Origin of the sequence: Micromonospora sp. CA-246542, from assembly GCF_050942905.1 — a bacterium.
In the GTDB taxonomy this organism is placed as follows: Bacteria; Actinomycetota; Actinomycetes; order Mycobacteriales; family Micromonosporaceae; genus Micromonospora.
Genome location: NZ_CP192040.1, coordinates 3,936,240 through 3,958,514, shown reverse-complemented (window position 1 = coordinate 3,958,514; position 22,275 = coordinate 3,936,240). Strand labels below are relative to the sequence as shown.

Sequence of the window (22,275 nt, the reverse complement as noted above, 5' to 3'; positions counted from 1 at the left end):
GGCCGGAGCGTGCCCCGGCGGCACCTTCCGGTTCGTAGAATCCCTGCCATGGCGCAGATCGTCGAGTTGCTGGCCTCGCCCGTGCACCGCTTCCTGGGCCGGCCGAGCGACGGCCCGGCGCCCGCGCCCCCCGGCGAGCTGGTCGACGCCGTCCAGATCCGGGCCGGCCTCGGCATCGTCGGCGACCGCTACTTCGGCAAACCGGCACACCGCGACGCCAGCGTCACGGTGATCGCCCAGGAGTCGCTGCCGGCCGGCATCGGGCTGGCGCAGGTGCGCCGCAACATCCTCACCACCGGCCTCGCCGTGGACGAGCTGATCGGCCGGGTGCTGGTCCTCGACTCCGGCGACGGCCCGGTCGGCCTGCGGGTGAACCGCGCCGCGCGCCCCTGCGCCTGGATGGACGTCACGGTCGGCCCGGGCGCGTGGAAGGCGCTGCGCACCACGGGCGGCGTCCGCTGCACGCCCCTGCACGACGGCGTGCTGCGCGTCGGCCCGGTCACCGCCACCGTGAGCTGACCGGCGCTCAGACCTGGCTGATGTGCGCGGCGAGCACCCGCCACCCGTGGAGGTCGTCGTGCACCCAGGTGCGGGTGTAGCGCAGGCGCGCGCTGAACGGCTCGCCGTCGAACATCCCGGCGACCCGGGCCAGGCAGAACGTCACACCGGTCGACCCGACGACGAGCAGGTCCAACTCCTCCTCGGTCAGCTCCTCGACGACCGAGGTCCGGTCCCGGTGGGCGGCGAGGTCCTCGGCCTTGGTGTGCTTTCGGCCGTCGGGGCCGATCGCGATCAGTTGGTCGACAAGCAACTGGTCGAGGGCGGCGGCGTCCCCGGCCCGCTGCACGGCCTGCAGGGTGCGTTCGGCGTCGAGCAGCTCGGCCTCGCGTGCGCTGTCCGGCATGGCGCCGTCCTCCCGGTCTCTGCTTCCGGCGTCACCGTCCGGACTGACCGCATTGTGGCAGGCCACACCGCCCGGACGTGGGCGCATCGGGGCGGCGGCGCGCCCGCGCGTCTCGGGAAATCGCCGGCACGAGTCTGATTGATCCCGAATACTGGCTCTATGCCACGGAAGGTGATGTCGCATGAGTGCCTCTGACACGTCCGGCCAGCAGGCGGGGCTGCCCACCATCGTGCTCGTGCACGGGGCCTTCGCCGACTCGTCGAGCTGGAACGGGGTGATCGCGAACCTCAAGCGCCGGGGCTATCCGGCCATCGCCGTCGCCAACCCGCTGCGCGATGTGCAGGGGGACGCGGCGTACGCCCGCTCCGTCGTGGACAGCGTCGACGGTCCGGTCGTGATGGTCGCGCACTCGTACGGCGGAGTGGTGATGACCGAGGCAGCGGACGGCGCGGCCAACGTGAAGGCCCTGGTGTACGTCGCCAGCGTCAGTCCGGACGTCGGCGAGAGCGTGGTCGACCTCGTGATGAAGTACCCCGGCAGTCAGCTCGTCACGTCCATCGAGATGGTTCCCTACCCCCTGCCCGACGGTGGCACGGCCATGGACCAGTACATCAAGCAGGACGTGTTCCGGGAGGTGTTCGCCGGCGACGTCGACCCCGAGGTCGCCGAGCTGATGGCGGTCACCCAGCGACCGGCCTCCGCGATGGCGCAGACCGGGTCCGTGACCAAGGCGGCCTGGAAGACCATCCCGTCTTGGACCCTGATCAGCACCCAGGACCAGGGCATCCCGCCGGACCTGCAACGCTTCCTGGCCCAGCGGGCCGGGTCCACCGTGGTCGAGGTCGAGGGGTCGCACGCGGTGGCGGTCTCGCAACCGGGCCCGGTCGCCGACTTCATCGACACCGCTGCCCGCGCCACCATGGGGTAGCTCGGACGGCGGTGCGTACTAGGCTTCGTGCCATGGCGGACCAGGACGGTCCGGGCGCGCACGCCACCGGAGCGGCGCGACCGGTCGAGACGGTCGTCCGGGAGATCCTCGCGGTGGTCCCGGCCGGGTGTACCTGGCTGGTGCCGGTGCCCGACGACCACCGGGCCGTCGCCGATTGGCGGATCGCTGCGACCAGTGGGCAGGGCCAGGACATCTACGGTCGGGGCGTCGACCGCGTCGGCGCCTGCCTCAGCGAGCTGTACCCCAGCATGGTCGGCGGGCCGCTCTGGCAGCTCTACGAACGGGTGTTCAGCACCGGGTCGTCCGGCCGCCTGGCCGACTTCCGGTACGTGGAGAGGCGTACCGGGGTCGTCGCCGACTCGCTGTTCGACGTCGAGGTGCACCGCGTCCTCGGTGGCCTGCTGGTGTCCTGGCAGCGGCTCGACGAGGACCGTCGTCGCCTGGACCGCACCGAGCTGCTGGGCAGCCTCGGCTGGGCCGAGTACGACCTGGCCAGCGGGATCAGTCAGTGGTCGCCCGGGATGTACCGCGTCTTCGAGCGGGATCCCGCGCTCGGGCCGCTGTCGCGCGCCGAGCAGGCCGCCGCCCTGCTACCCGACGACTACCTGCTGCGCGAGGCGGCGTGGCAGACGCTTGACGGCGGGGAGTCCTCCGACGTGACGGTCCGGTTCCAGACGACCGGCGGAGTGCGGCATCTGCGCATCCTCTCCGACGTGTCGCGGGACGCGGACGGCGTACCGCTGAAGATCCACGCCGTGGTGCAGGACGTGACCGCCCGGGTCGACTCGCGTACCGCCATCGAACGGCTCAACGACCAGTTGCGGACGCGGGAGCTGACCGCGCTGGCCGAGCACCGGCTCGCCGGGCAGTTGCAGAACCTCATCCAGCCCGTGCCCCGCGAGACGTTCGCCCTGCCCGGCATCGAGGCGGTGGTCAACTACCTGCCGGCCGAGCACACGGCGCAGGTCGGCGGTGACTGGTACCACGCGCAGGCCCTGCCGGACGGCACGGTCGTGCTCGCCGTCGGCGACGTCGCCGGTCACGGCCTGGAGGCGGCGAACGGAATGGCGCACCTGCGCTTCGCCCTGGTGTCCTGGCTGTCGATCGGCATCGGGGACCCGTCGGTGCTGCTCGGGCACCTCAACCGACTCTGCGGTCAACTCTCGATCACCGGCACCGCGGTGGTCGCCGTGTACGACCCGGCCACCCGGTCGCTCTGCTGGGGCCGGGCCGGGCACATGGCGCCGCTGCTGTCCCGCGCCGGTCGGACCGACCCGCTCGAAAGCCCTCCGGGACTGCTGCTGGGCGCCATGGTCGACTCGACGTACCCGGTGCTCACCGCGCGACTGCGCCCCGACGACCTCGTGCTGTTCTACACCGACGGCCTGGTGGAGCGCCGGGAGCCCGAGCAGGACCGGCTCGGTCAGGTACGCGCCACCCTGTCCGCGCTCAGCGCGACGCCGGGGGAGCAGACCCTCGCCCGGCTGCGGAATCTGCTGCACCATCCCAGCCCGGACGACGACACGTGCACCCTGGCCGTCCGCGTGCTGCCCTGATCCGCGCCCGGCTCACCGCGACAGCCGGATCCGCACCACCGTGCCCTCACCGGCGGTGAACACCCGTACCTCGTCGCAGATCTGCTCGACGATGGCCAACCCGCGACCGCGTACCGCGTTGGCGGCGGGCATCTCCCGGCCGAGCGTGCGCGCCGGGCCCTGGTCGACGACGTCGCAGAACACCTGGTCACCCTCGGCCCAGAGCCGGACCCGGCCGCCGCCGCTGGTGTGCTGCAACGTGTTGGTCGCCAGCTCGCTGACCGCGAGCGCCAGCAACTCCACCCGCTCGTCCGACAGGCCCCGCGCCGTGGCGCCCTGGCAGATGAACGTGCGCAGCGCCCGCAGGTCGGCCGCCACCTCGTACGCCATCGCGTCGGTGCGCGGGGCGGACGGCGGCTCCTCGGCCACGGTGTGCGCGTTGGGTCGGTCGGCCGCCATCAGCCCCCCAGCCGCGGGTCGTCGGTGGGCGGACGCAGCAGGTTGCCCACGCCGGTGATGTCGAGGACCGTCGCGACCGGGCCGGAGGCGTTGACCGCGTACAGGTGCCGGCCGTCGGCGCGCGCCGCCTGGTGGGCGGTCACCAGGCCGTGCAGGCCCGTGGAGTCGAGGAACCGCAGTCCGCCGACGTCGACCACCACCACCGCGGCGGCCCGTACCGCCGCGGACAGCACGGTCGTCAGCTCGGGCTGGGCCGCCAGGTCGCACTCGCCGGTCAGCGTGACCACGATCCGCCCGGGTGCCGTGGACGTGCGGGCCTCGAAGTGCGCCATCGGACAGCAGCACCCTTTCTCGTCGCGTCGGCCGTTGTCGGGACATCATGTCATCCGATGGCCGGTCCGCCGTGTCCTCCGTTCGGCGGTTGATCAAGAAGGTGCGGCCACTGTGCGACGGCGGACGGGTCAGGACCCGAATCGTCCGCGACGGACTCGCTCGCGTCACCGCGCGTCCCGCTATGGGCGGATGTCCAGTGCGCCGATCAGGCCGTCGCGCAGGGTGAACCGGTACCGCAGCTCGACCGGGCTGCCCGGGAAGTCGCCCGTCAGCCGTGTGAGAACCAGGTAGGAGTCGCCCGCCTGGGGCGTGACCCGCACCGGCTCGGCGGTGTACGAGTACTCCGCCATCGAGCGCTCCCGCCAGGAGCGGATGGACGGACGGCCGTCGTACAGCCGGTCCTCGTCGGCCACGCTCGCCGTGTCCGCGAAGCAGGCGACGAAGGCGTCCACGTCCCGTTCGCCGACGGCCCGGAAGTACCGGTCGATCACGTCGGGCAGGTCGACCGCCATCTGCTCCTCCTGCGGCCCGGGCCGCCCGTCGGGGCGGCCACCGTGGTCCCGGTCCGACCCCACGGTACGAGACGCGGCAGGTGGGGCGCGGCGCAACCGGCAGAACCGCCGGGCCGGCGCCTCCCGGGGTTTGTCGCCGTCCGGCCCGGGTAGCCACGCGTTCCGGCGACGGAAGGGGCGGGTCCATGGCCGAACTGGCGTTCGTCGACAAGGTGGCGGCACGGGCGGGTATTCCGCCGGCCGAGGCACGCCCGCTGACCGAGGCCGTGCTGCGGACGCTCACCGAGCGTCTCAGCGGGGGAGAGGCCTCCGCCCTCGCTCCGCACGTGGCCGACGAGCTGGGTCCGCTGCTGGTCAAGGCCGCCGAACCGCCCGAGACATTCGGGTACGACGAGTTCCTGCGCCGCGTCGCCGATCGTGCCGGCACGGACCGGGCCGGGGCCGAGCGCGGCGTACGGGCGGTCCTGGAGACGATGCACCGGGTGGTCGGGCACCGCGAGTTCTCCGATGCCCTGGCCCAACTCCCGGCGGACCTGCGGGCACTGGCGCAGCCGCTGCCGCACGGCCCCTGACCGACGCGCGCCCGATGCGTCGGTGACCGTTCGGTCCCTGGCGTGCCGCCACGACACCGGATCTACTGTGCGTAACCGATCGAACGCGCAGTGGCGGTTGTCCCGCGCCCGTCCGCCGGGTCGTCGCCGCTCCGATCCGAGGAGCGTCGCCTTGGCGTCCATGGTGTCCCCGCGTCCCCTGCTGACCGCAGCGACGACAGTCGTCGCGATGATCACCCTCGCTCCCGCTCCCGCCGTGGCGTCCCCGCACACCTATCGGGTCGTCGACCTCGGCACCCTGAGCGGGGGTGACGGCGCTGCCACGGCGATGAACGATCGCGGCGACATCGTCGGCTGGAGCACGGTCGCCGGCGGCGCCCGGCACGCCGTGCTGTGGCGCCACGGTGTCATCACCGACCTGGGCGTGCTACCGGGTGACACCGATTCCAGCGCCGTGGACGTCAACGAGTTCGGTGACGTGGCGATCACCTCGTTCGGCTCGGACTACCTGACCCGCGCCGTGCTGTGGCGCGACGGCCACCTCCGTGACCTGGGCACCCTGGGCGGGGAGAACAGTGTGGCGATCGGCGTCAACGACCGGCGGCAGGTGCTCGGCACCAGCGAACCGGCCGGTGACATGCCGCACCGCTTCCTGTGGCGCGACGGCGTCTTCACCGACCTGGGTCGGGAGTACTTCTACGAGTTCACCGCCGACTTCAACAACGCGGGCGACGTGGTGGGCGGGTTCAACGTGCCGCCGCAGGACTACCCGTGCACCTGCGTCGGTGGCCGGCTGCGCGACGGGGTGTTCACCCAGATCGGCAGCGAGGCCCTCGGGGTCAACAACCGGGGCCAGGTGGTCGGCGCGGCGAACGGCCGGGCGTTCCGCTGGCAGAACGGGACACTGACCGACCTCGGCACGCTCGGTGGCGACTGGAGCCGCGCCACCGCGATCAACGACCGGGGTGACGTGGTGGGCCAGAGCGCCACCACCACCACCACCGCGTGGCGCCCGTTCCTCTGGCGCAACGGGTCGATGACCGACCTGACCACCCGGGGCGTGAGGGAGACCGACTGGATCGAGGACATCAACATCCGGGGCCAGCTCGTCGGCGCCCGGGGGAACCGGCCGGTGCTGTTCCGCTGAACGTCGGTTCCCACCCGGCTCACGAGACGGGGCGTGGCCTGACCCGCCGGTCAGACCACGCCCCTTCGTCCGAGGTCAGCCGGTTACCCCGCTACTGACCACCCACTTCTGGTGGGCGCCGCCCGCGTACGTGCCGAGCTGGATCTGGGTGCCGTCGCCGGTGTTACCGCCGGCGGCCTCCATGATCTTGCCGGACTGCGGGTTGCGGATCGACCCGTCGCTCTGCGGCTGCCAGACCTGCGCGCCGGTGCCGTTGCAGGTCCAGAGCTGGATCTTCGTGCCGTTCGCGGTGCCCGCGTTGTCCACGTCCAGGCACTTGCCCAGCACCCGGTACGTGTCACCGACCCGGGTCCAGGACTGGGCGGCGGTGCCGTTGCAGTTCCAGAGCTGGATCTTCGTGCCGTCGGCGAAACCGGAGTTGTCGACGTCCAGGCACTTGCCGCCGACGCCGGTGATGGTGCCGCCGATCGGCGGCGGCGGGCTGCCCGGGATGGAGTTGAGCGTGTACCACGCCTCGGTGCTCCACAGTGACTGGCCGCTGGTGGAGGTGAACGGTCGCGGCGAGCGCAGGTACACCACCCGACCGGCCTTACGACCCGCCACCACGAGGCTGACCTTCTTCCCGTCCGCCGACAGGGTGGCCGAGGTGACGGTCAACGTCTCCTCGTCGACCTTCGGCCCGCCGTAGGCCGACGTCGCCACGTACCGCCACTGCTTGATCCTGTAGTGGGACGCGAGGTTGGCGGCGGTCTCCGCCGAGACCGGCTGGGTGTACTCCACCTCGAAACCGGCGGTGGTGGCGCGCATGGCCAGCATCTCGAAGGTGCTGACGCTGTTCGGGGTGAGCTTCTGCAACCCGTACGTCAGCTTGCCGGTCTGTCCCCAGTTGCCGCCCGCGCCGAGCCCACCGACGTAGATCGCGCCGTCCGGGCCGAGGTTGACCTCGGAGACGCCCGCCTCCAGCCCCTGGGTGAGCCGGAACAGCGCACCCTGGTACTCGCCGTTGACCTTCTCCACGTTCGCGCGCTGGAGACCGCCGTAGGTGACGTCACCGATGACGAACTGGCCGGCGTACCGCCCGCTGGTGAGGTAGAGCGGCGTGCTGGGGGAGTTGGCGATCTCGTTCTGCGGCATCCACAGCACCGGCGGGGTGACCAGCTTGGCGTCGAACGGGCCGACCGGGGTCGTGTAGTGGTTGAAGAAACGGCCCTGCTTGATGTGCACCAGCTTCGACGACGGCAGCCAGCCGCCCTGGTTGTCGGTGACGAAGATGCCGCCCTCCGGGCCCCACCCGATGCCGTGCGGGGTGCGCAGGCCGCCCGCGACGTAGCTGACCGCGCCGGTGTCCTTGCTGACCTTGATGGTGGTGCCCCGGTTGGCGGCGGGCTGCGGCACGGTGGTCGCGCCGCCATAGTCGATCGACACCGACAGGTTCACGTAGAAGAACCCGTCCTGGTAGAGCAGACCGAAGGCGAACTCGTGGAACTTGCCGCCGTACGGCCAGGTCGCGACGGTATCGAGACGGTCGGCCACCTCGTCGCCGGTCGTGTCCACGAGCCGGGTCAACCGCTGCTTCTCCGACACGTACACCACCCCGTCGACGACCTTGAGCCCCATCGGCTCCTTGAGCCCGCCCGCGATCTTCTTGGTGGTCACCGCCCCGGGACTCGTCGCGCCGCCGGTGCCGCCCATGATGTACACCTCGCCGTCCTGGGAGGTGCCGGACTGGTCGCTGCCACCCCAGGTGCTGATGACGAGCCGCCCGTCGGGCAGCCAGTCCATCCCGGTGACCTTCGGCTGGAAGCCGCTGGGCCGCAGGTTCGTGAGCGTGTAACCGGGGTGCACGCCGGTCAGCGGCAGGCCGTCGCCGGGGGTGTCGCTGACACCCTCGCACTCCTTGCGTCCCGGCGCGGTGACCCGGACGACCCCGGCGTCGGTGCTCAACGCCGAGTTCGGTACGAGCACGAAGGACGACGAGCCGGGCGTCCGCCACTCCAGCGTGATCTGCTGGTCACCACCGCGCTCGAAGTGGTCGATGCGCAGCGGGTGCAGCCCGGCGGCGAGGGTGACCGTGCCCTCCTTGGGCGGGGTGGCGCCGTGCAGGCCGTCGTGGTTGACGACGACCGTGTTGTCGATGGTGAGCCTGGACCCGTCGTCGCTGCTGAGCCGGAAGGTGTAGCTACCGGCCTGGGTGACGGTGATGTTGCCGAGCACCTGCGAGACGAAGTTGTCGTCGAAGCCGAAGTCGGCCGCCGACGTCCAGTTGATCGTGGACATGAGCTTGTCCACGTTGGGGGTCTGTGCCGGCTTGAGCGTACAGAGCTCCGAGAGCGGCACCTGGACGTCGTAGACGCGCAGGGTGACACCCGGTTCCTGCTCGGCGGCGGCGTCGGCCGGATCGGCCCAGAAGCCGACGGTGAGGACGAGCGCGAGCGCGCCCAGGACGGGACTGCGGAATCGGCGAGGCAGCCGTGTACCCATCGTTCCTCCAACGAGGATGAGGAGTGACCGACGGCCGGCGTGCAGCGATGGTGAGGCGGTGGCCGCCGGCCCCGGTCCGTAACGTCCTCGACGCCGACGAGTGACGATCCGGAAACACCGGGTTGATGGGTCGAGACATTAAGGGGTTTCGATTGAGGTGTCCATGCCTTTGCATCGATACATCAAAAGTTCCCGATGTCTCTGCGAAAGCTCGCGGCACTGTTCCCGGAATGTCCGGGGATGTGACCGGCTATCCGGGCCTCAGCGGCGGCCGCGACGAGCCGGCCGGCGGTTGGTTCCGCCGCGCTGACGCGGGGCGCCGCCGCCGTGTGGACGTGCGGTGCCGCCGCGCGGGCGGGCCGCTCCGCCGGCCGGCCGTGCCGCCGGGCGACGACGGGCCGCCACGACGATGAGCGTGCCCACGACGGCGACGATGACGACGGGGATCACCCAGGACGGAAGCCCGCGTTCCTTCGAGGAAGACGGCGGCGCGGCGGCGCCGGTGACGGCCGGGTCGAGTGTCGCGGCCGGCACGGCGGACGCCGACGCGGTGCCCTCGGCCTGGGCCAGCAGGGCGGGATCGGGGCCGTTCGTCGGCGCCGTCCAACCGGCCGGGACCGCAGTGCTCGGCCCCTGGTAGTCGAAGGTGACGGTGCCCTTTACGGCCTCACCGTCGGACGCGACCGTGAGGTAACTGGCGGTGTAGCGGCCCTTCGCCGGCCAGTGCGCGACGGTCACCATCGCGGGAAAGCCGGTGTGGTACAGCCGCGGCTCGAAGGTGCCGTTGACCATGAAGTACTCCTGGACCGGCTTGTCCAACCGCTTCGGCTCGCCGTACGACCAGCCGCTGTCCACCCGTGACCCGTTCGGGCCGGTGAGGGTGAAGTGCGCGTTTGCGGCCGGCTTCTCCGTGAAGTACAGCCCGACCCTCTCGAGGGGCTGGCGCACCACGGTCCCGGTCAGCGGAGTGGAGGTCGCCAACTGGCCGTGCGCGGACGCCGGGGCGGCGGGCAGCGCCAGCGACGCGACCACGAGCACGGTCAGCACCGCCAGGGCGCGACGTACGACATTACCGACAGTGACCAGCCTCGATCGCATTCGTTCATCATGGTCATTTCCCCGCCGCCGAACAAGACGTAGAGTTCACCCTCCGACGATCACCTCGACACCCCGTCCCCCTCGCGTCGTTCGGAGTACACCCGTGCCCGTCCCCGGTTCGCGCCCCACCGCCCGCCCCACCACCCGCTCTGCCGCCCTGCTGGTCACCGGTCTGCTCACCGCCGTGCTCGCCACGGGCTGCGGGCAGGACGACGACCCGTCCGTGGCCGCCCCCTCGACGGCCCCGACCTCCGCCGCCGTGCCGACCCCCTCCGCCGCGCCGACCATGGCGGGCAGCCCCACTCCCACCCCCGCGGCCAGCACCCCCGCCGCCGTCGACCGGGAGATCACCGTGACCATCGCCAAGCGAAAGGTCACCCCGCCGACCGGCCGGGTAACCGTGACCAAGGGCCAGTCGGTCCGGATCACGGTCACCTCGGACGTCGCCGACGAGCTGCACGTGCACGGCTACGACCTGGGCGCCCGCCTCCCGGCCGGCACACCGGGCTCGGTGGAGTTCCGGGCCGACAAGACCGGGCTGTTCGAGGTCGAGACGCACGAGACCGAGCTGGTGCTGTTCCAGCTCGTCGTCCGCTGATCTCCGATGTCCGCCGCACCCACGCTGCTGGCGCACGGCGTCGGCGGCCGTCAGGACCTCCCGATCACGCTGCCCGAGCTCGTCGTGGCCGCCGCCCTGACGCTCGTCGTCACGTTCGTCGCGCTGGGCGTGCTCTGGCGCGAGCCGCGCCTGGACCGGGACGCCTCAGGTGGTCTGCCGGTGCCGGACCGGCTGGCCCGCCTCGTCGACGCCCCCGCGTTCCGGTGGGCGCTGCGCGCACTGGGCCTGCTCGCCGCCGGCTGGTTCTGCGTGGGCCTGCTCGCCGGGCCGGACACCCCGGAGAACCCGACGGCCGGAGTGCTCTACGTGCTCCTCTGGGTCGGCCTGGTGCCCGTCTCGCTGCTGTTCGGCCCGGTGTGGCGGGCGGTCAACCCACTGCGTACCGTGCATCTGCTCGGCGCGCTGGCGGCCCGGCGCGACCCGGCGCGCGGCGTCCGTGAACTGCCGGCCGGTCTGGGCCTCTGGCCCGCCGCGCTCACCCTCTTCGGGTTCGTCTGGCTCGAACTGGTCGCGCCGGACCGGGCCACGCTGCCGGTCATCACCGCGTGGCTGGCCGGGTACGCCGTGGTGATGCTGGCCGGCGCCGTGGTGTTCGGCGCGGCCTGGTTCGACCGGGCCGACCCGTTCGAGGTCTACAGCGCGCTCGTCGGCCAGCTCGCTCCGATCGGCCGGGCCGCCGACGGTGTGCTGGTGTGGCGCAACCCGCTCGACGGGATCGCCGGGCTGCGGCCCCGCCCCGGGCTGGTCGCCATGGTCGTCGTACTGCTCGGCTCGACGATGTTCGACAGCCTCTCCAACGCGCCGGTCTGGCTGCGCTTCGCCCAGGAGAACGGGCTGCCCCCGGTGGTCACCGGCAGCGCGGGACTGGTCCTGGTGATCGGGGCGGTGGCCGTGGCGTACCTCGCCGCCACGGGCGTCGCGGCCCGCGTCGGCCGCACCGAGCACACGGACGCCGGCGCGGTCGGGGCGCGGCGCGTGCCGGGCGAGATCGCGCACTCGATCGTGCCCATCGCGGTGGGTTACGTGGTGGCGCACTACTACTCGCTGCTGATCCTGGAGGGTCAACGCACCCTCGCCCTGCTGTCCGACCCCCGCCACACCGGCGCGGACGTCTTCGGCACCGCCGGGTGGGAACCGCACACCGCGCTGGTGACCCCGTCCGGGGTGGCCAACCTCCAGATCACCGTCATCGTCGTCGGGCACCTGCTCGGCACACTGCTCGCCCACGATCGCGCCCTGTACCTGTTCCCCCGGGCCCGGGCGGTCGCCGGTCAGCTTCCGCTGCTCGCGCTGATGGTCGCCTACACCGTCGCCGGCCTGCTGCTGCTCTACGCCGGTTAGGCCGAGTGTCAAAGCTCCTGGCCGGCCCGCCGACCCCCCAGGCGGCGACCGGCCGCTTCGGCCGCTGGTGGCCCGCCGCTCGCGGGCCCGTGGTCCGGCCGGATCGGAGCCACCCGCTCCAATGAGCGTGATGCCGGTGAGTCATCTTGATGACTCACCGGCATCACACTCAATGTGGTGTCCGCCGTCGGCCGTCCGCGCCGTCTGCCGCCGGTCTGCCGCCTGGACTCCGCCTCGGCTCGACCGAGGACCTTGACCACCCGGCCTGGGCGCGTCCGCGCCCGCAGACGAGGATGGGCGCGTGGACTCCGCTCTGACGCGCTACCTCGACGATCTCGTGGCCACCGCCCGGGAGGTGCTCGGCGACGACCTCGTGGGCGCGTACGCGGCCGGTTCGGTGGGGCTCGGCGCGTACCAGGCGGGCCGCAGCGACGTGGACGTGGCGCTGGTCTGTGAAGGCCCGCTCACCGGCACCGTCAAGCGGACGCTGGTGGCGCGACTGCGACACGAGGCCCTGCCCTGTCCGGCGCGCGGGCTGGAACTGGTCGTCTACCGGCGGGCGGTGGCGGCGGCCGGCAGCCCCGAACCCGGCTTCGAGGTCGAGCTGAATACCGGGCGCGCCATGCCGTTCCGCCGCACCCTCGACCCGGCCGACCGCCCGAGCGCCGACGGCCGGTTCTGGTACGGGCTGGACCGCAGCATCCTGCGCCAGAGCGGACTGGCGTTGCTCGGTCCGCCGGCGGCCGAGGTCTTCGCCGACCTCGCCCCGGCCGACCTGCGTCGCCTGTTGGTCGACGCGTTGAGCTGGTGGCTGGCCCTGCCGACGCCGCCGGACGACCGACCCGCGCCCGGCACCGAGGACGCCGTGCTCGGCGCCTGCCGCTCGCTCGTGCGGCATCGCGACGGCGTGTGGCTGTCCAAGGTGGACGCCGGCCGGCGACTCGTCGACACCGTCGGGCCCGCCGAGGTGATCCGTCGGGCGATCGCCGCCCGGCACGGCGGTCCACCGCCCACCGGCGCCGAGGCCCGCGCCTTCCAGCAACGGGTACGCGCCGAGATCGCCGGCTGACCTGGGCCTCAGCGCACCGGTCGGCTCTGCAACGAGGCGAAGAGGAGGTTGAGGCCCTCGGCCATGGTCGGATGCGTGATGATCGCGTCCCGCAGCGCGGTCCACGGCATCCGTGCGAGCATGGCCAACTGCACCGAGGTGATCACCTCACCCGACTCCGGGCCCAACAGCGCCGCACCCAGGATCAGGTCGGTGCGGGTGTCGATCACCGCCTTCCACATTCCCCGGGTCTCGCGCAGGGTGCGGGCGCGGGGGATCGCGGCGACCGGCAGGTGGGCCACCTCGACGTCGTATCCGGCGCGGCGCGCCTCGTTCTCGCTGAGACCGACCCGCGCCAGCTCCGGAGTGGTGAAGACGGTGTACGGGACGAGCCGCCCGGCCGTACTGCGCCGCTCGCCGGCCAGGTTCGCCCGGATGATCCGGTAGTCGTCGAGCGACACGTGCGTGAACTGCGGGCTGCCCGCGACGTCCCCGGCCGCCCACGTCCGCTCGGCGCTGGTGCGCAGATACTCGTCGACCAGCACGAAGCCACGCTCGTCGAGCCGGACACCGGCCGCGTCCAGCCCGAGCCCGTCGGTGACCGGCGCCCGGCCGGCCGCCACCAGGACCTCGTCACCGGTCACCACGCTGCCGTCGTCGAGGGTGACCCGGAGCGTCCCGTCGGGGTCACGGTCGACCCGGGCGACGGCCACGCCGACGCGGACGTCGATGCCGTCCGCGAGGAAGACGCGCATCAGCGCGTCGGCGACGTCGGGGTCCTCGCGGCTGAGTAGTTGCGGGCCGCCCTCGATCACCGTCACCGCGCTGCCGAACGAGGCGAACATCTGCGCGAACTCGACCCCGACGGTCCCGCCGCCGAGCACCACCAGCCGTGCCGGCAGCCGATCCAGTCGGAGAAGGTCGTTGCTGGTCAGCACTCCGGCCTCGGCCATCCCGGGTACGGACGGCAGATGCGGGCGGGTGCCCGTGTTGATGACCACGTCGGCGCCCCGCAGCAGTCGTTCACCCCCGTCGGCCAGCTGCACCCGAACGGTCCGCGCGGCGACGAACCGGGCCGCACCGATCACCAGGTGCAGACCCGAGTCGAGGAACTGCTGCCGGTTGGCGGCGACCATCCCGTCGACGACGTCCTGCTTGTGCGCCCGCAGCAGGTCGACGTCGACCCGGCCACCCTCGACGGCGAGGCCGAGCGCGGCGGCGTGCCGTAGCTGGTGGGCCGCCCGTGCGCTCGTCACCAGCGCCTTGGTGGGGATGCACGCGACGTTGATGCAGCTCCCGCCGATCATGCCGCGCTCCACCATCGCCACCCGGCGTCCGGAGCGGGCCACGTCCATGCTCAGCGTCTTCCCGGCCTTGCCGCCGCCCACGACGAGCAGGTCGAAGTCCTCCGCTTGGTCGGTCACGGGCGCTCCTTCGCGGCCACGAGGTGCTCGTCGACGCCACCCGGGCCGACGGTCGTCGGTGCGTGTCGGCCAGCCCAGCCTGCCAGCTCCGACGGGACGTCCGGGGCCGTTCCCGGCGAAAGCAGGTGGCGTACCAGGGCGGCGAGGGGTGGCCGTTGGTCGTCAGGCCTCGGCCGTGACCAGGTAGAGGGTGAAGCTCGCCAGCAGCGGACCGGCGCTGAGGCGGCGAAGCCACGGCCGGACCTCCCGGTCGATCATCTCGCCAGCCGCCACCGCGCGGGCGGAGTTGCGCCGCAGCCCCAGGATCCGATCGGCCGTGCCGAAGTCCTCGAAGACGACGGGGATCGCCTCGACCGATCGCACCCGCAGGCCAACCCGCGCCGACAACCGGACCAGCTCCCGACCGATGGTCGGATTGCGCACCTGCCCCGCCACGAACCGGGCGAAGCGGCGGCTCGTGGCCACGTCCTCGTCGGCGACGGCCAGCGTGTCCCAGTCCGGCTCGGTCACCACGAGCACACCGGTGGGGCGCAGCACCCGGCGAACCTCCGCCAACGCCGCCGCGGGATCCTCCACGTGCATCAGGACGCGATCGATCCGGGCCCGGTCCATGCTGATGTCGTCCAACGGGAGCGCGTGGGCGTCGCCCACGCGCAGGTCGATCCACGGCCGGTCGGCCAGTCGCCGACCCGCCTCCGCGAGCATCCCCGGGTCACGGTCGACGCCGACCACCAGGCCGTCGGCCCGGACCGCATCGGCCAACCGCCCCAGGTCGGTGCCCGGCCCACAGCCGACGTCCACCACGGTCTGCCCCGGCCGCAGATCGAGAGCGTCGAGGGCACGCCTCTTGTAGTCCTGCCCGACCGGGGTGGCTGCGGCCGTGTCCAGGTACGCGATCCGGTCCGCACTCGTGAGCTGGCTCATCGGCCCATCCCACCATCGACTCGTGGGCGTGCGGTGCAGCCGGTGCGTGGGTTCGGTGAAGATCGCCGACCCCTGGTCGTGCCGGGCCCGGAGAGCGCACGCGCCCCGGGCCCGGTCCAGCGGTCAGTGCCGGGAGGTGCCGTTGTCGTTGACCGGCTGCCCGAAGGCCAGGAAGGGTACGGGCGTCGGATCGGGGCGAGCGAAGATCGGCTCGGGTTGCGGACCGGGCGTCCCCGAGGTGGCCGACCGGTCGGGAAGCGCTATCGGATAGCGCACGGGCGTCCCCTCCGAGCGCTCGTCATCGGTCCGGTCACCATCGGCGTGCTCCGCATCGGCGGAGGTCTCGTCGGCTCGGGTCCCGTCGTGAGCGGCCGCCTCGTGGGGACCGACCTCGTCGTCACCGAGCCGGTCCGCGTCGACCCGGTCGGCGCGGGACTGCTCGGCGTCGTCCCCGTCGCCGCCGGCACGCTCGGCGACATCGGTGCGGTCACTCGCCGGCGGATCGACGGAGAGCAGCTCCACACTGGCGCGGGACGGTGCCGACCGTGGACCGACCATCGGATACTCGGCCGTATCCGTACCACCGGCAGCGGCGGCCATCACGGCGGCGGCGGCCAGGTCGGCCACCCGCTTCGCCTCCCGCTGCACCCGGGCGCGCACCTCCTTGGCGTGCCGCTCGGCGGAGTCGCCGGCCCGCCGGGCCTCGTCGAGCCGGGTCGCCTCGGCGGTCAGGTCGCGGCGCACCTCGCTCAGCCGTTGCTGCATCCGGGACAGCTCGTTCTCCAGGGTCTCACCCTCGTGGCGGACCTCGGCGAGCTGCTGCTGGGCGGTCTCCAACTCGGCGTGCAGCTGGGCCGACTCCTCCCGGCGCTCCTCGATCTCCTGCTGGAGCGCGGTCAACTGCTCCTGGTGGCTGGCGGCCTGCTCGTCGGCCCGGTTCCGCAGCTCGGTCACGTGCTGCTGCGCCTCGGCGAGCAGCGCGGCGATCTGCTGCTCGGTGGAGCTGCGCTGCTCGGCCAGCTCCTCCTGCGAGGCCGCCTGCAACTCGGCGATCTCCTGCTCGGCGGCGCTGCGCCGCTCGGCGACCTCGCGCTCCACGCCGGCCTGCCACTGCGCCATCTCCTGCTGGTTCTTGGCGCGGGCGGCCTGGACCTCCTGCTGGATCTGCGTACGCGCCGACTTCATCAGCGCGTCGGCAGCCACCCGGGTCTGGTTGAGCTGCTGCGCGCTCTGCTCGGTGATGCGCTTCGCCTCGTGCTGGGCGCGTTCGTGCGCGGCCTCACCGTCGGCGCGCAACTGCTCGGCGCGTTCCCGGATCGCCGTCAACTCGGCCTCGGCCACGGCGCGGCGCTCCTCGTACGCCTGCTCCTGCTCGCTGCGCCGCGCGGCCACCTCCTCGGACAGGTCCTGTCGTGCCTGCGCGGCCCGCTCCCGGGTGTCGGCGAGGATCCGCTCTGCCTCGCTGCGCAGCTCGTTGGCGCGGTCGGCGGCCGACTCGGTGATGAGGGCGGCCTGCTTCTCGGCGAGGGTCAGTATCTCGCCCACCATCGGGCCCAGGTCCTGGAACGAGGCGCGGTCCACCTGGACCGGCTGCTCGTGCATCTCGGCCAGCTCGGCTCGCAGCCGCTGCACCTCGGCGGTCAGCTCGCGCACCCGTACCGCCGACCGCCCGTGCTCGCCGCTGAGCATGGCGATCTGCCCGTCGAGCTGCTCCAGGTGCCGGTCCACCTGGCGTTTGTCGTAGCCGCGCAGGGCGAGCTCGAAGCTCGGCCGCGAGGCCGCATCGTCGCGTGTTGCGAGCGGCTCAGCGCCGATGGACATGCACCATCCTCCGTACGGTCGGGCGCAAGGTCAACCGCCCTGCGGGCCGTGAGTGTGGCGCAACGCTACCGCCGAGCCCACCCCCGTGCGAAGGCACGCACCCATCATTCGCCGATCATGGAGTCGTGGTGCCCGGAAGGCCCTGATTGGCGGCTCTTGTCACCCACCACGACTCCATGATCGACGGTGCGGCTCAGCGGCGGCGGCTCAGCGGCGGCGGGCCAGCAGGACCGCGTCGTGGTGGACGACGTCGTGGGGGCCGGGGCTCGGGCGGGTGTCGGTGGTCTGGACGTCCCAGTGGGTTGGGTTCAGCTCGGCGGCGACGTCCTCGGCGGTGTACATCATGTCCGGCATGTGCATCCGGTGGGTCGACGTCCACAGGTCCATCGGGTGGTGGCCCACGATCAGCAGCACGCCACCCGGGGCCACCGCGGCGGCGAGGTGGGCGAACAACTCCCGCCGCTGCGTCGGGGGCAGGTGCATGTACTGCGCCGTCACCAGGTCGTAGGCCTGCTCGGCGGGCGGCTTGTCGCGCAGGTCGGCGTGGGTGAACTCGATCCGGTGACCGACCCCGGCGGCGTCGGCGTGCTCGGCGGCCCGACCCAGGGCGGTGGTCGAGATGTCCACCGCGGTCACCTGCCAGCCCCGCTCGGCCAGCCACACCGCGTCGGCGCCCTCACCGCTGCCCACGTCCAGCGCCCGCCCGGGGCTGAGGTCGGCCGTCTCGGCGACCAGCTGCGGGTTCGGGCGGCCACTCCACACCGCCGGCTTCGACAGGTACCGCTCCTCCCACGCCGGCTCCTCGAAGGTCGTGGCGACCAACTGCCGGTACGCGGTCACCGCGTCCCGGGTCTCCTCGGCGATGAGGTCGGCGTTGATCGCCGCACCGGCCATCAGCCCGGCGGCGGCGGACGTGATGACCTGACCACGCAGGTCGGCCACGTTGCCGGCGACCCAGACGCCCGGCACGGTCGTCGCGCCGGTGGCGTCGGCGGGGATCTGGGTGCCCACGACGTGCCCGCCCATCGTCACCTCCTCCGGGGCGATACCCAGCCCCACGAGCAGGTCGGCGCGGGGCGACGTGCGGGTGGCGACCACGACGACGTCGAGCGCCACGACGCGGCCGTCGGCGAGCCGGACACCGCTGATCGCGTCCCCGGTCACATCGAGCGCGGCGATCGGGCCGGGTACCACCGGGATGCTCCGGGCGGCGAGCCGTTCGGCCGTCTCCTCGTCCGGGGTCGGCGCGTCGTGCAGCAGGAGCAGCACGTCGGATGACCACTGCCGCCACATCTCGGCCTGGTGCGTGGCCATCGGCCCGGTCGCCAGGATGCCGATCCGCCGGTCCCGGACCTCCCAGCCGTGGCAGTACGGGCAGTGCAGCACGTCGCGACCCCACCGCTGCGCCACCCCGGGCACGTCGGGCAGCTCGTCGGTGAGCCCGGTCGCCACCAGGAGGCGGCGCGCCCGCACCGCGTCGCCGTCGTCGAGGGCGAGCCGGAAGCCGTCGTCCTCCCTTGTCACGGCACGGACCCGGCCGTCGCGGAACTGCCCGCCGTACCCGGCCACCTCGCCGCGTCCGGCGGCGATCAGCTCGGCCGGCGGCGTCCCCTCCCGGCCCAGGTAGTTGTGCACGTGGTCGGCGGGCGCGTTACGCGGCTCGCCCGAGTCGATCACCAGCACCGACCGTCGTGCACGGCTCAGCGCCAGAGCGCCGCTGAGCCCGGCCGCGCCACCGCCCACCACCACCACGTCGTACGTCTCGTCCACCGGATTGTCTCCTTCTTCGTCGGCTGAGCCCACCATCCGTCGCCGTCGCCGGGATGGCAAGTATCGTTGCCGTTATGGCAAACGACGACAACGCCGCGCTGGCCGCCGTCGGCCCCCGGTTGCGGGCTCTGCGCCACCAGCGCGGCACCACGCTGACCCAGCTCGCCGACCTGACCGGCATCTCGGTGAGCACCCTGTCCCGGCTGGAGTCCGGCAGCCGCAAACCCACCCTGGAGCTACTGCTTCCGTTGGCCCGCGCCTACCAGGTCGCCCTGGACGAGCTGGTGGACGCCCCGGCCACCGGCGACCCCCGCGTACGCCCCAAGCCGATCGTGATCCACGGCGTGACGCACCTGCCGCTGACCCGCCGCCCGGGCGGCCTTCAGGCGTTCAAGCAGATCTTCCCGCCGGATCCGACCGCCGGGGGACGAACCCCGCAGGTTCACGAGGGGTACGAGTGGCTGTACGTGCTCTCGGGTCGACTGCGCCTGGTGCTCGGTGACCGCGACCTGATCCTGACGCACGGGGAGGTGGCCGAGTTCGACACACGCATCCCGCACCTGATCATGAACCCCGGTCCGGGCACGGCCGAGGCGCTCAGCCTCTTCGGGCCGCAGGGGGAGCGGCTGCACGTACGCGCCCGCCCCGCCACGTCCGATGAACGATGATCATCACGACATCGGCGATGTCGCGGTATCCCAGCCGCCGGGTCACCCCGACATCGGCGACCTCGTGTCGATCATCCGTAGGTCCGAACAGCTCAGCGGGGTGCCGCCAACGGTGGCGTCGACGGCCCGAAGGCGGTCAGGAACCGGTCGCGGAAGGAGTCCATCGGCCACACCGGCGCCTGTGGACCGGGCCGCAGGCCGTCCTGCCAGCCCCACCCCGCGACCCGGTCCAGCACCTTCGGATCCCGGGCGACGATCGTGATCGGCACATCGCGGCTCGCGCCCTCGCCGGTCACGACCGGTGCGGGCTGGTGGTCGCCCAGAAAGACCAGCACCAGATCGTCGTCGCCGTAGGTCTGCACGTAGGAGATCAGCGACTGGAGCGAGTAGGCGATCGCCTGCCGGTAGCCGGCCCGTACCCGGCCGGTGTCCCGGTCGTCCTTACCGCTCTCCTTCGCCCCGGCGTCGCCGTGGTAGACCGAGCCGTCGCCCACCGTGTCCCAGCCGATCATGCGGGGCACCGCCGTCCACGGCGAGTGGCTGGAGATCAGCGGGATCTCCGCCATGATCGGACGGCCCGCGTCGGCGCGCACGTGCCGCTGGAAGAAGGACAGCGTGTACTGGTCGGGCATCGGCGCGTAGGCGAACTTCGGACCCCGGTAGCCGAGCGCCTCGGTGTCGTAGTAGCGGTCGTACGAGAAGAAGTCCTTCTCCGGCCAGGGCTGGGTCGCCGCCGGCAGCACCCCGACGGTCTGCCAGCCGGCCCGGCGGAAGGCGCCGTTGAGGGTGAGCCGGTCGCTGGCCAGCAGACTGCGGTGCCGCTGCTCGTTGTCCGTCCACAGACCCGACAGCAGGGTGTCGTGCGCCAACCAACTACCGCCGCCGAACGTGGGGGAGGTGAGAAAGCCGCTGCGTGAGCCGTACCCGGCAGCGCGCAGGCTCGCGGTCCCGGCGTCCAGCACCCCGTTGACCTGCGGCGCCAACTCCGGGTCCTCGACGGCGTCGCGCCCGTAGCTCTCCACGAAGGCGAGGACGACGTCCTTGCCGCGCAGCCCGGTCAGCAACTGCTCGCCCGGGGCGTCCTGGAACGGGTCGGCGTCGATCTGGGCGGTGAACCGGCTCCGGTCGTGCAGCCGCGCGTCCACCTGCTCGGCGTGCGCGCCCACCAGCGCGGTGGTCCCGGCGTCGGCCACCGGCACACCAGGGACGATCCGCGCCCCGGCGACGGCGCAGACCACCCAGACGACCGTCAGCGCGGCCACCGCCCGCGTCGCCGTCCGTTCGTGGTCCACCAGCAGCGACGCCAGCCGCCGCAGTGCCACGGTCACCACGACCAGCAGCGCTCCGATCAGCAGCACGACGCCGACCACCGCGCCGAGCGCGCCGGCCCGCCCCGCCGAGTCCCGGACGAAGCCGAACGCGTCGTCCAGCAACAGCCAGTCGAGCACCAGGTCGAACGGCCGGTCGAGGGCCGTGCGGAACCCCAGGTCGGCGAGTTTCACGATGGCCAGTAGGCCGAGCAGCGGCCCGAGCACGGCCACCACCGTCCGTCGTGGTCGCGCCGGCAGCGCCAGCAGCAGCGCGGCCACCAGCAGACCCTCCAGCGGGATCCGCACGAACGCGCCGGGGGTCAGCTCACCGAGGCGGTCCGGTCCGACCAGGACCGCGTACACCAGCAGGACCGCCAGCGCCGTGCCCGCCCCCGCAGCGCCCGCCGCGCCGGGCCGCGCGACACGGGCGACACCACGGGAGTACGACCAGCGGCGTCGCCGGTCGACGCGGAGCGCCCGCGCAGCCGGTCGGCCAGCCGGCGTCGCCGAGGTACGAGGGTCATCGGGGCCTCCAGTCGGAGTGGACCGTACCGCCCGAGCGCGCCGCCAGCGCGGGCGTGGGCACCGGCAGCGCAGACGCGGGCACCGGCAGCCGGGAGCGAGCCGGCCGGGGTGCCGGGCGGCGACGCCACAGCCAGGCCACGTCCCGGCCGAACGACTCGACCAGCAGCGCCAACGCCGCCACCAGGACCAGCGTGGTCCAGGGTTCCGGCAGCGCCGCGCGGCGGCCACCGTCAACAGCACTCCCTGGGCGGCGGCCACCACCTTGCGCCAGAAGCGCGGCGGCAACGTGCCCCGCAGCCAGGGCAGGACCGCGCTCGCCGCGACGAAGGCGTACCGCATCGCGCCGATCGCCAGCACCCAACTTCCGGCCGTCGGGGCGACGTAGACGCTCAGGACCAGGATGAGGAACGCGTCGACCTCCATGTCGAAGCGGGCCCCCAGGGCGCTGGCGGTGCCGGTGCGCCGGGCGACCTGGCCGTCCACGGCGTCCAGGAGCAGGGCCACCGCGCTCAACGCGACCAGCAGCCCCACCGGCGTCGGGCGGTCGAACGAGTCCACGACCAGCGCCGTGACCGCGCCGACCAGGACGCCCCGGGCCAACGTCACCCGGTCGGCGGGGCCCAGGCGGGACGCGCCGGACAGGTGCAGGCCCCGGCTCAACGCGAGGCAGGTGACCGCCGCGTAGCCGACGCCGGCCAGCCAACCCGCCGCGTCCAGACCCACGGTGGCGGCCAGCGTCGCCAGCACGACCAGTTGTGCGGTGAGCCCGATCACCGGACCGCTTCGAACTGTGGGCACCGTACCTCCGTGTTTATGATCGACGACCCCGACAGAGAACACGGAAATCAGGGCCGTT

At 72.8% G+C, this 22,275-nt stretch carries 19 protein-coding genes and 1 pseudogene; 9 read left to right on the top strand and 11 right to left on the bottom strand.

Going from position 1 to position 22,275, the window contains the following annotated elements:
- Positions 1-48: 48 nt before the first annotated feature.
- A complete protein-coding gene (locus tag ACQP0N_RS18610; protein ID WP_433112154.1) occupies positions 49-519 on the top strand; it encodes a molybdenum cofactor biosysynthesis protein in 471 nt (156 codons plus the stop codon).
- Positions 520-526: 7 nt separating this feature from the next.
- On the opposite strand, the gene ACQP0N_RS18605 is transcribed toward ACQP0N_RS18610, so the two are convergent.
- Positions 527-904: a nuclear transport factor 2 family protein gene (locus tag ACQP0N_RS18605; RefSeq protein ID WP_433112151.1), complete on the bottom strand. Its 378-nt coding sequence runs from the start codon at positions 902-904 to the stop codon at positions 527-529.
- Positions 905-1,085: 181 nt separating this feature from the next.
- Between ACQP0N_RS18605 and ACQP0N_RS18600 the strand changes: the two genes are divergently transcribed.
- Both ACQP0N_RS18600 and ACQP0N_RS18595 read left to right on the top strand, forming a co-directional pair.
- Entirely contained in the window at positions 1,086-1,832 is a 747-nt protein-coding gene (locus tag ACQP0N_RS18600) for an alpha/beta hydrolase (RefSeq protein ID WP_433112148.1), read from the top strand.
- Between the two features lie 32 nt (positions 1,833-1,864).
- Complete coding sequence (locus tag ACQP0N_RS18595; RefSeq protein ID WP_433112145.1) at positions 1,865-3,409, top strand: PP2C family protein-serine/threonine phosphatase; 1,545 nt, start codon at positions 1,865-1,867, stop codon at positions 3,407-3,409.
- Positions 3,410-3,421: 12 nt separating this feature from the next.
- On the opposite strand, the gene ACQP0N_RS18590 is transcribed toward ACQP0N_RS18595, so the two are convergent.
- The 3 genes from ACQP0N_RS18590 to ACQP0N_RS18580 form a co-directional block, all read right to left on the bottom strand.
- Positions 3,422-3,847 (bottom strand): ATP-binding protein, encoded by a 426-nt coding sequence (locus ACQP0N_RS18590; protein ID WP_433112142.1) that lies wholly within the window; start codon positions 3,845-3,847, stop codon positions 3,422-3,424.
- A complete protein-coding gene (locus tag ACQP0N_RS18585; protein WP_355049776.1) occupies positions 3,847-4,179 on the bottom strand; it encodes an STAS domain-containing protein in 333 nt (110 codons plus the stop codon). The genes ACQP0N_RS18590 and ACQP0N_RS18585 overlap by 1 nt, the downstream gene beginning before the upstream one ends.
- Positions 4,180-4,359: 180 nt before the next feature.
- On the bottom strand, positions 4,360-4,692 hold the full coding sequence (locus tag ACQP0N_RS18580) for a nuclear transport factor 2 family protein (RefSeq protein WP_433112138.1): 333 nt from the start codon (positions 4,690-4,692) through the stop codon (positions 4,360-4,362).
- Positions 4,693-4,877: 185 nt separating this feature from the next.
- Here ACQP0N_RS18580 and ACQP0N_RS18575 point away from each other — a divergent pair, with 185 nt between their 5' ends.
- Both ACQP0N_RS18575 and ACQP0N_RS18570 read left to right on the top strand, forming a co-directional pair.
- Positions 4,878-5,264 carry a DUF2267 domain-containing protein gene (locus ACQP0N_RS18575; RefSeq protein ID WP_433112135.1) on the top strand — a complete coding sequence of 129 codons (387 nt, stop codon included), beginning with the start codon at positions 4,878-4,880 and terminating at the stop codon, positions 5,262-5,264.
- Between the two features lie 160 nt (positions 5,265-5,424).
- Complete coding sequence (locus ACQP0N_RS18570) at positions 5,425-6,390, top strand: hypothetical protein (RefSeq protein WP_433121702.1); 966 nt, start codon at positions 5,425-5,427, stop codon at positions 6,388-6,390.
- Positions 6,391-6,465: 75 nt separating this feature from the next.
- Here the strand turns inward: ACQP0N_RS18570 and ACQP0N_RS18565 are convergent, their stop codons facing one another.
- Together ACQP0N_RS18565 and ACQP0N_RS18560 are read right to left on the bottom strand one after the other, a co-directional pair.
- Entirely contained in the window at positions 6,466-8,871 is a 2,406-nt protein-coding gene (locus ACQP0N_RS18565) for an RICIN domain-containing protein (RefSeq protein ID WP_433112132.1), read from the bottom strand.
- Between the two features lie 261 nt (positions 8,872-9,132).
- Entirely contained in the window at positions 9,133-9,969 is an 837-nt protein-coding gene (locus ACQP0N_RS18560) for a copper resistance protein CopC (protein ID WP_433112129.1), read from the bottom strand.
- Between the two features lie 103 nt (positions 9,970-10,072).
- Between ACQP0N_RS18560 and ACQP0N_RS18555 the strand changes: the two genes are divergently transcribed.
- The 3 genes from ACQP0N_RS18555 to ACQP0N_RS18545 all read left to right on the top strand — a co-directional run bounded on the left by ACQP0N_RS18555 (position 10,073) and on the right by ACQP0N_RS18545 (position 12,998).
- Positions 10,073-10,567 carry a hypothetical protein gene (locus tag ACQP0N_RS18555; protein ID WP_433112126.1) on the top strand — a complete coding sequence of 165 codons (495 nt, stop codon included), beginning with the start codon at positions 10,073-10,075 and terminating at the stop codon, positions 10,565-10,567.
- A 6-nt stretch (positions 10,568-10,573) separates the two neighbouring features.
- Positions 10,574-11,929 carry a hypothetical protein gene (locus ACQP0N_RS18550; protein WP_433112123.1) on the top strand — a complete coding sequence of 452 codons (1,356 nt, stop codon included), beginning with the start codon at positions 10,574-10,576 and terminating at the stop codon, positions 11,927-11,929.
- Positions 11,930-12,230: 301 nt separating this feature from the next.
- Positions 12,231-12,998, top strand: a complete 768-nt coding sequence (locus tag ACQP0N_RS18545; protein WP_433112120.1) for a nucleotidyltransferase domain-containing protein — start codon at positions 12,231-12,233, stop codon at positions 12,996-12,998.
- 8 nt (positions 12,999-13,006) lie between these two features.
- Here ACQP0N_RS18545 and ACQP0N_RS18540 read toward each other — a convergent pair whose 3' ends face one another.
- From ACQP0N_RS18540 to ACQP0N_RS18525, 4 genes are all read right to left on the bottom strand, one after another.
- Positions 13,007-14,401, bottom strand: coding sequence for a dihydrolipoyl dehydrogenase family protein (locus ACQP0N_RS18540; RefSeq protein WP_433112117.1), 1,395 nt, complete (start codon positions 14,399-14,401; stop codon positions 13,007-13,009).
- 162 nt (positions 14,402-14,563) lie between these two features.
- Positions 14,564-15,325: a methyltransferase domain-containing protein gene (locus ACQP0N_RS18535; protein ID WP_433112114.1), complete on the bottom strand. Its 762-nt coding sequence runs from the start codon at positions 15,323-15,325 to the stop codon at positions 14,564-14,566.
- 123 nt (positions 15,326-15,448) lie between these two features.
- Positions 15,449-17,146 (bottom strand): hypothetical protein, encoded by a 1,698-nt coding sequence (locus ACQP0N_RS18530; RefSeq protein WP_433112111.1) that lies wholly within the window; start codon positions 17,144-17,146, stop codon positions 15,449-15,451.
- 207 nt (positions 17,147-17,353) lie between these two features.
- Entirely contained in the window at positions 17,354-18,916 is a 1,563-nt protein-coding gene (locus tag ACQP0N_RS18525; protein WP_433112108.1) for an FAD-dependent oxidoreductase, read from the bottom strand.
- Between the two features lie 74 nt (positions 18,917-18,990).
- Here ACQP0N_RS18525 and ACQP0N_RS18520 point away from each other — a divergent pair, with 74 nt between their 5' ends.
- Complete coding sequence (locus ACQP0N_RS18520; protein ID WP_433112105.1) at positions 18,991-19,584, top strand: helix-turn-helix domain-containing protein; 594 nt, start codon at positions 18,991-18,993, stop codon at positions 19,582-19,584.
- 92 nt (positions 19,585-19,676) lie between these two features.
- On the opposite strand, the pseudogene ACQP0N_RS18515 reads toward ACQP0N_RS18520, so the two are convergent.
- Positions 19,677-22,217 (bottom strand): annotated as a pseudogene (locus tag ACQP0N_RS18515) (CDP-alcohol phosphatidyltransferase family protein).
- Positions 22,218-22,275: the final 58 nt, after the last annotated feature.

Bases quoted from the DNA above. Each gene is read 5' to 3' on its own strand.
- ACQP0N_RS18605 (WP_433112151.1), bottom strand. From the start codon at position 904: ATGCCGGACAGCGCACGCGAGGCCGAGCTGCTCGACGCCGAACGCACC.
- ACQP0N_RS18585 (WP_355049776.1), bottom strand. From the start codon at position 4,179: ATGGCGCACTTCGAGGCCCGCACGTCCACGGCACCCGGGCGGATCGTG.
- ACQP0N_RS18530 (WP_433112111.1), bottom strand. From the start codon at position 17,146: ATGTCCATCGGCGCTGAGCCGCTCGCAACACGCGACGATGCGGCCTCG.
- ACQP0N_RS18565 (WP_433112132.1), bottom strand. From the start codon at position 8,871: ATGGGTACACGGCTGCCTCGCCGATTCCGCAGTCCCGTCCTGGGCGCG.
- ACQP0N_RS18570 (WP_433121702.1), top strand. From the start codon at position 5,425: ATGGTGTCCCCGCGTCCCCTGCTGACCGCAGCGACGACAGTCGTCGCG.
- ACQP0N_RS18520 (WP_433112105.1), top strand. From the start codon at position 18,991: ATGGCAAACGACGACAACGCCGCGCTGGCCGCCGTCGGCCCCCGGTTG.
- ACQP0N_RS18600 (WP_433112148.1), top strand. From the start codon at position 1,086: ATGAGTGCCTCTGACACGTCCGGCCAGCAGGCGGGGCTGCCCACCATC.
- ACQP0N_RS18550 (WP_433112123.1), top strand. From the start codon at position 10,574: ATGTCCGCCGCACCCACGCTGCTGGCGCACGGCGTCGGCGGCCGTCAG.
- ACQP0N_RS18595 (WP_433112145.1), top strand. From the start codon at position 1,865: ATGGCGGACCAGGACGGTCCGGGCGCGCACGCCACCGGAGCGGCGCGA.
- ACQP0N_RS18610 (WP_433112154.1), top strand. From the start codon at position 49: ATGGCGCAGATCGTCGAGTTGCTGGCCTCGCCCGTGCACCGCTTCCTG.
- ACQP0N_RS18535 (WP_433112114.1), bottom strand. From the start codon at position 15,325: ATGAGCCAGCTCACGAGTGCGGACCGGATCGCGTACCTGGACACGGCC.
- ACQP0N_RS18560 (WP_433112129.1), bottom strand. From the start codon at position 9,969: ATGCGATCGAGGCTGGTCACTGTCGGTAATGTCGTACGTCGCGCCCTG.
- ACQP0N_RS18575 (WP_433112135.1), top strand. From the start codon at position 4,878: ATGGCCGAACTGGCGTTCGTCGACAAGGTGGCGGCACGGGCGGGTATT.
- ACQP0N_RS18590 (WP_433112142.1), bottom strand. From the start codon at position 3,847: ATGGCGGCCGACCGACCCAACGCGCACACCGTGGCCGAGGAGCCGCCG.
- ACQP0N_RS18580 (WP_433112138.1), bottom strand. From the start codon at position 4,692: ATGGCGGTCGACCTGCCCGACGTGATCGACCGGTACTTCCGGGCCGTC.